The sequence below is a fragment of the Synechococcus sp. R6-10 genome (assembly GCF_047461815.1).
Lineage (GTDB): Bacteria > Cyanobacteriota > Cyanobacteriia > Thermostichales > Thermostichaceae > Thermostichus.
In genome coordinates this window covers 1-6,721 of record NZ_JANSHW010000140.1, presented here as the reverse complement: position 1 = coordinate 6,721, position 6,721 = coordinate 1, and the positions used below count along the sequence as shown (strand labels likewise).

The 6,721-nt window shown below is 56.0% G+C and carries 6 protein-coding genes and 1 pseudogene; 2 read left to right on the top strand and 5 right to left on the bottom strand.

Annotation, left to right across the window (positions count from 1 at the left end; translation table 11 throughout):
- From psbP to NW837_RS04545, 3 genes are all read right to left on the bottom strand, one after another.
- Positions 1-522: photosystem II reaction center PsbP (gene psbP / locus NW837_RS04555; RefSeq protein ID WP_414329451.1), on the bottom strand; the 522-nt coding region annotated here is incomplete at its 3' end.
- A gap of 263 nt (positions 523-785) precedes the next feature.
- Positions 786-1,544: a PspA/IM30 family protein gene (locus NW837_RS04550; RefSeq protein ID WP_414329450.1), complete on the bottom strand. Its 759-nt coding sequence runs from the start codon at positions 1,542-1,544 to the stop codon at positions 786-788.
- Between the two features lie 37 nt (positions 1,545-1,581).
- Entirely contained in the window at positions 1,582-2,292 is a 711-nt protein-coding gene (locus NW837_RS04545; protein WP_414329449.1) for a polysaccharide deacetylase family protein, read from the bottom strand.
- 324 nt (positions 2,293-2,616) lie between these two features.
- Between NW837_RS04545 and polA the strand changes: the two genes are divergently transcribed.
- Together polA and grxC are read left to right on the top strand one after the other, a co-directional pair.
- Positions 2,617-5,412, top strand: coding sequence for a DNA polymerase I (gene polA, locus NW837_RS04540; protein ID WP_414329448.1), 2,796 nt, complete (start codon positions 2,617-2,619; stop codon positions 5,410-5,412).
- A gap of 93 nt (positions 5,413-5,505) precedes the next feature.
- Entirely contained in the window at positions 5,506-5,766 is a 261-nt protein-coding gene (gene grxC, locus NW837_RS04535; protein ID WP_414329447.1) for a glutaredoxin 3, read from the top strand.
- 19 nt (positions 5,767-5,785) lie between these two features.
- On the opposite strand, the gene NW837_RS04530 is transcribed toward grxC, so the two are convergent.
- Together NW837_RS04530 and NW837_RS04525 are read right to left on the bottom strand one after the other, a co-directional pair.
- The gene (locus NW837_RS04530) at positions 5,786-6,082 is read right to left on the bottom strand and encodes a DUF2470 domain-containing protein (protein ID WP_011431796.1); all 297 of its coding nucleotides are present in this window, start codon (positions 6,080-6,082) and stop codon (positions 5,786-5,788) included.
- A 205-nt stretch (positions 6,083-6,287) separates the two neighbouring features.
- Positions 6,288-6,721, bottom strand: a pseudogene (locus tag NW837_RS04525) (hypothetical protein); the annotation flags it as partial.

Here is a 6,721-nt window from a genome sequence, read left to right as displayed (position 1 = left end):
GGAAACATTCAGAGATCGGCCCACGTTCCTAAAGGCAGCTTGCACCTGAGGCCAGCGGGATTCCTGGGTAGAGGCTGTCAGCGTGTAGAGGCGATGGTGCCGAACGGTTACCGTCACCACCTCGTGACGAAGCTGGGATCCCATATCGGTTTGGTATTCCAGCAGGTAATAGGGGTGCTCCTGCCGCTCAAAGGCTTCGGCAGACAACAGCTTGGCCGAGCGACCGGATCCCTCAGGAGCAATGATCTTCTCCGCCACCAACTGCCCCACCTCATCCGGGCTGCCCAGATCGGCAATCGTCTCCCCTTTGTCAAATGGGGCGATCATCAAGCTGACGTTCTCGGTCTCGTACACCAGGTCGCGCAGGAGTACCACCGGCCCTTTTCCCGGCCCAAGATTGACCGCCACCATGCCATTGGGGTAGGCAAAAGCAAAGGCTCCGCTGGGATCCCTGTAGGCCCGTAGGTTAGAGCCTGCGGAACAGGCACCGACCACCAAGCTGAGGCAGACACAGAGCAGCAACAGCGCTCTAGACAGCCACGGGCTGGTTGCGTAAGTGGGCCACAGGCCTGATCGGGCAGAATGCCCGCCTCGTGCTGCTGACATTGCTGGGATCCTCTCCTCAGATGGGTTGCCTATTGTTCCTTTATCATCCTAGTACGAGCGCACTCCCTCTAGCCCATTGACCGTCAATTCCCAACGGAAAACTCCCCCTGCAACTTAGCAGCGGGGTTGCCGACGTGGGTTGAAAAGCGAGGGATCCCCAAGCTTGGAAGCAACTGCCGCTATTGGGGGAGCCGCTTCTCGAAATCCAGATCCGGTAGCGGCAGGTTGGCCTGGGCACCTCCTTGGCCGGTGAGCATTGCCAAGCGGCGGGAGATTTCATCGTCCATGGCCATTTCATCCAGTTGGGCAGCAATCTGCTCGCTGCGATCTTCCGAGAGTTCGCTCATGGCTCGGGATTTGAGCTGGCGAGCCTGGATAGCATTCTTTGCCGCCTCAAATTGGGACTTGGCCGAGTCGATGTTGTAGGAGTTGTTGACGCGGGTCATCTGCTCCAGAGCTTGGTTCACCTCGTTGATGTCTTTGAGGTTGCTCAGCTCGCTCTTGTAAGCGGCCAATCGCTCTTTCTCGCGGGCCAGCTTTTGCTTGGCGGCGTTGACGTAGCGCTCGGCAGTTTCCACGTTCTCCTTGAGGGGGCCGAGAATGGCCTCAATTTGCAGCGCTTGGGACATAGCCAGGCGGGCAGCCTCTTGATCGCCCCGTTGGGCGGCCAGGCGAGCCTTGTTCTCCAGGGCCTGGTACTCCCGCACCTTTTGCATGTACTTCTGCTCAGCCCGCTGATAGGCAGCCACTTGGGTGGCAACGGCTTCCGTGAGACGCTGAACCGTCTCCTGCATCGTGCGTAGGGATTCTTCCGCCACCATCACCGCCCCTGTGCCGCCTTTCTCCACCGGGATCCCCCACAGCCAGTTCCAAGTTCCGACGATGACGCTGCCGGCCCGTTGCCCAAAAATGCCGTAGATAATCTTGCGTGCGCCCATGGCCTGACCCTCCTGCTTGTGCGTGCCTCTACTGTATTTAACTTTCTCCCTGACTGGAAAGATCCCAGGGATCCGGCAAGTGGACAAATTCAAATCCCCGCTCCTGCAAAGCTGGGATCAACTGCCGCGTCACCTCAGCCACTTGGGCTCCTCCTTGTACCCCATCGTGCAGCACGATCAAGGAGCCAGGCCGCACCTGGGCCAGCACCCGCTCCACTACCACCGATACCGGTGGGATCAGCCAATCCTCAGGCACCACGCTCCACATCACCGGACAAAAGCCCCAACGGCGCAAATCCGCAAGCGTCTGCGGCCAAAACAAGCCATTGGGCGGGCGCACAGCCCGATAATCGTCAGGGATCCCGCCACAGGCAGCCACCAGGGCAGCTTGGCTGCGCTTCAGGCTCTGTTGAAGTTCGTCAGGGGCAAGCTGGGTGAAGGAGCGATGCTGCCAGCCGTGAAGGCCAATGCGGTGGCCTTGTTGGCGGATCTGACGGGCTAGGTGGGGCCAGCGCTGCACCCGTTCTCCCAACACAAAAAACGTGGCCGACACCTGAAAATCCATCAAAACCTGCAGCAAAGCCGGAGTGTACTCGGGGTGAGGGCCATCGTCAAACGTCAGGGCCACCCGCTGGGTATGGGGATCTGCCGGCAGCTCCCACAGGCCGTCGGGAAAGAGAGTCTTGAGGCCCCAGTGCAGGGGTGGGTAGAGGGATGGGGGCAGGATTTGCCGAGAAGAGAAGGGCATTGTGGTGAGCTGTATGTTGTCCAAAACCAGAAGCCAATGCTTTGGGTGATCAGTTGGGTTGGCAAATTGAGGTGTTGCCGATCAAGCCAATAAATTGAAAAAATGGGCATGAGCATTGTAGCTAACAAAACAGACAGGGGTGGCGGGCCTATCGATGGCTTTTTGGATCTTGCCGTAGCCGGGTCACAGAAGTTGGAATTGGAATCCCGTCCTGTTGACCGCCGGGCGCTCTTGCTGAGTTCTTGAGGCCGATGATGGATGTGGGATCCCTTCTGCCCATAGCCCAGATCCGATAGGCTAGATTCACCCTCAAGGTATCAGCTGATGGCTTGGCAAACTCCAACACTGCTGCTGGTGGATGGTCACTCTCTGGCCTATCGCTCCTTCTACGCCTTTGCCTACAGCCGCGAGGGGGGGTTGCGCACTTCCACTGGGATCCCCACCAGCGTCAGCTTTGGCTTTTTGAAATCGCTGTTAGAAGTCTTGGACAAATACACCCCTACCCATGTAGCCGTTGCCTTTGATACACGGCAGCCCACTTTTCGCCACGAGGCCGACGAAACCTACAAATCAGGCCGCCCGGAAACGCCACCGGAGTTTATCGAAGATGTGGAGAACCTGAAGCAGGTGTTGACGGCACTACGCATCCCGATTTTGGTGGTGCCTGGTTTTGAAGCCGATGACATTTTGGGCACCCTCAGTAGGCTAGCCCCCCAAGATTACCGGGTGCAGATCTTAAGTGGCGATCAAGATCTGTTCCAGTTGATCGATACCGATGGAAGAGTTCGGGTTTTGCACCTCAACAGCAAAGATCGCATCAGCGAGTTTGGCCCCGAACAAGTGAAAGAAAAATTGGGCATCTGGCCTTGGCAGGTGGTGGATTATAAGGCCCTCTGTGGTGACCCTTCTGACAACATTCCCGGGGTGAAAGGGATCGGCCCCAAGCGAGCTGTGGAGCTGCTGGAGCGCTACGGCAGTTTGGATGAAATTTTCGACCACCTGGACGAGATCCAAGGAAAAGTCCAGCAATACCTCAAAGAAGGGATCCCGGCGGCCCATCACTCGCAATTTATGGCTCGGATCAAATGCGACGTTCCTCTTTCTCCCGACTGGGAGAGCATGAAATTAACCGGGTTTGATCAAGCAGAATTGCTGCCGCTGCTGGAAAAATTGGAGTTTCACAGCTTCATCGCCCAAGTGCGCAAAATACAAACGGCTTTGGGGGGGATCCCAACCGAGGCAGAGGTGGTTGGCGCTTTTAATCCCACCGGGGATCCCGCAAACGCTCCTGACGAAGCCCTATGGTTTGATTTTGCCCTCGATCCCGTCCCTTCTCTGCCGGCGGTGCGCATCATCGATACGCCGGAGCAACTGGAGCTTTTGCGGCAAGAGCTGCTGGCCTGCCCAGGGATTGTAGCTTGGGATACTGAAACCACCAGTCTAGATCCACGGGATGCCCAATTGGTGGGGATCGGCTGTTGTTGGTCAGAGGGAGATATCGCCTACTTGCCCATCGGCCACCGCCAGGGATCCAACCTGGATTGGGAGCTGGTGAAACAAAGCCTGCAACCCCTTTGGGAAGATCCCAACCGACCCAAAAGCCTACAAAACTGTAAGTACGACCTGAGCATTTTCCGCGCCCACGGGATCCGCCTGCAAGGGATCCGATTTGATCCCATGTTGGCCAGCTACGTTTTGGATCCAGAAGCCAGCCACAATTTGGCCGATTTGGCAGCTACCCATTTGGGTTTGCCAACCACCAGCTACAAAAAGTTGCTGGGCAAGGAACAGTCCATTGCCGATATCCCGATTTCCAAAGTTGCAGAATACTGTGGAACCGACGCCTATTGTGCCTATCGTCTGGTGCCAATCCTCACCGAAAAGCTGCAGAAAACCGATCCACGCCTGTGGGATCTTTTTATTCAAGTCGAGCTGCCCTTGGCCCAAGTTTTGGAAGAGATGGAGTGGATCGGCATTCGCGTTGATACCGAGTTTCTGAGGCAATTTTCCCAAGAGCTGGAACAAGAGCTGCAAAGTTTGGAGCAGAAAGCTTATGCCCAGGCTGGAGAAACCTTTAACCTCAATTCTCCCAAGCAACTGGGATCCCTGCTCTTTGAAAAGCTGAAATTGGACATTCGCAAAACCCGCAAAACGGCTACCGGCTATTCCACTGATGCCTCAGTTTTAGAAAAGCTAGAGGGGGATCATCCTCTCATCGAAACCATCGTGCAATACCGCACCTTGGCCAAGCTGAAATCGACCTATGTGGATGCTCTGCCTGCCCTGGTAAGAAGCGATACCGGCAGAGTCCACACCGACTTTAACCAAACCGTTACTGCCACCGGCAGGCTCAGCTCCTCAAACCCCAACTTGCAAAATATTCCCATTCGCACCGAGTTCAGTCGCCGGATTCGACAAGCTTTTATTCCCCAAGAGGGATGGCTATTGGCGGCAGCAGATTACTCTCAAATTGAGCTGCGCATTTTGGCCCACCTCAGCCAAGAACCTGCCTTGCTGGAAGGCTTTCGCTCAGGGGAAGATGTGCATACCCTGACCGCCCGCCTGCTCCTGGAAAAACAGGAAATAACCAGCGAAGAACGCCGCCTGGCCAAAACGATCAACTATGGGGTGATCTACGGCATGGGAGCGCAGCGCTTTGCCCGCACTGCGGGGGTTTCTTTGTCGGAAGCCAAGCAATTTTTACAGCGATTTAACGAGCGCTACGCCGGTATTTTCGCCTACCTGCGCTCCACCGAAGCCTTTGTGGAAAAGCATGGCTATGTGGAAACGATCTTGGGTCGCCGTCGCTATTTTCCCAATTTGTCTCGTCTGACAGGCCATCGCAAACAAGCGGAATTGCGAGCAGCTGTGAATGCTCCCATTCAAGGATCCGCCTCGGACATTATCAAAGTAGCAATGGTGCGCCTGCGGCAAAAGCTGCAGAACTTTCGTTCCCGCTTGCTCCTGCAAGTGCATGATGAGCTGGTGTTTGAGGTGGATCCCTCGGAATGGCAGGCCCTAAAACCGCTGATCCAAAGGGAAATGGAAGGAGCAGTGCCCCTCTCCATACCGCTGGTGGTGGATATCCAAATTGGCCACAACTGGAAGGAAGCGAATTAGATCATTGACGACAGACAATTTCAGGTCTGGAAAGAAGGGGATCCCAGCCCTATGGAAATGTTAAGGTGTGTGAAAGCGTTTGTTACCCTACTTATGGCTGTTGAGATTTACACCTGGCGTTTTTGTCCCTTCTGCATCCGGGCTAAGCAACTGCTGGATCGCAAAGGCGTGAAGTATATCGAGTACGCCATCGATGGAGACGAGGCAGCACGGGCGGAAATGGCCAAGCGGGCCAACGGCCGCCGTTCGGTGCCGCAAATTTTCATCAACGACCAGCATATCGGCGGCTGCGACGATCTTTACGCGCTAGAGGCTCGCGGCCAGTTGGATCTGCTCCTACAGCAGGCCAGCTAAGCCTCAACTGTATCTCTCATCACTTTGTAGCCTGTTTAACTTGAGCGCGAGCCTGCTTCACCATGGCAATTAAGGTTTGATGGGCGTCCTCGGAGTCCCGCAGGGGGTGGTCGAAGCGGATCCGCAGCGTTTGTACGGCCCCGTCGACCTGCACCCGCAAGTCCATCCCTTCCGGGTCAATGGCCTGCATGCGGGCTTGGGTAACTCCTTCCACCTGGCCAAAGACCCTGGCGTAGAGGGCTATTGCATCGGCATGATCTTCGTTCATGTGCTTGCAGATGCGCTCGCTAACTTGGGGGGTGAGAGGATCGCCCATGGCAGTTGTTTTTGGCTTACAGCCCTCAGTTTAAAGCTCCCGCCAGTCCACAGTAAACTACCCAACCCTACCCCTGGCCAGTACAATAATGCGGCTAACCCAGCGTTAAAAGCGGCGCTCCCGGATAGGCAGCCGTTTAGGTTTCAGAATAAAAAGGCAGGGATCCCTTCCCCTCCATCCCAGAGAACACCAGGGATCCAGGGGATCAAGCTTGTCCTTGGGCATGTAGCTCCAACAGCTCATCTGCCATATCCAAAAAAGCCTCCCGATCCAGATAGGAGACATCTCCCACCCACTCCCCCAGCTTGACCACATAGACCTCGCTCAAGGTGGGCCGGCGCTGCAAATCGCGGGAATAGGCTTTCACCAACCCGAGCACCGATTGCTTTTTGACAATTCGCCTGTAGCGGGGATCGTCCTTGGCCCGCACACGATAGACGACTCCGGTCTCATCGCCAATTTCCATCTCAAACTGGCGCTCCCGCACCTCTTCAATGTAGAAGTTGCCATCTTCATCCAGCTTTTCTCGCTCTTCCACCACCACCTCGAAGCGGCGAGTACGCAGCACCTGCCCAAAAAACAATCCCCCATAGGGAATCTCGCGAAAGGCTAGCTGACGGCGGGAGATGGTGTAGAGCG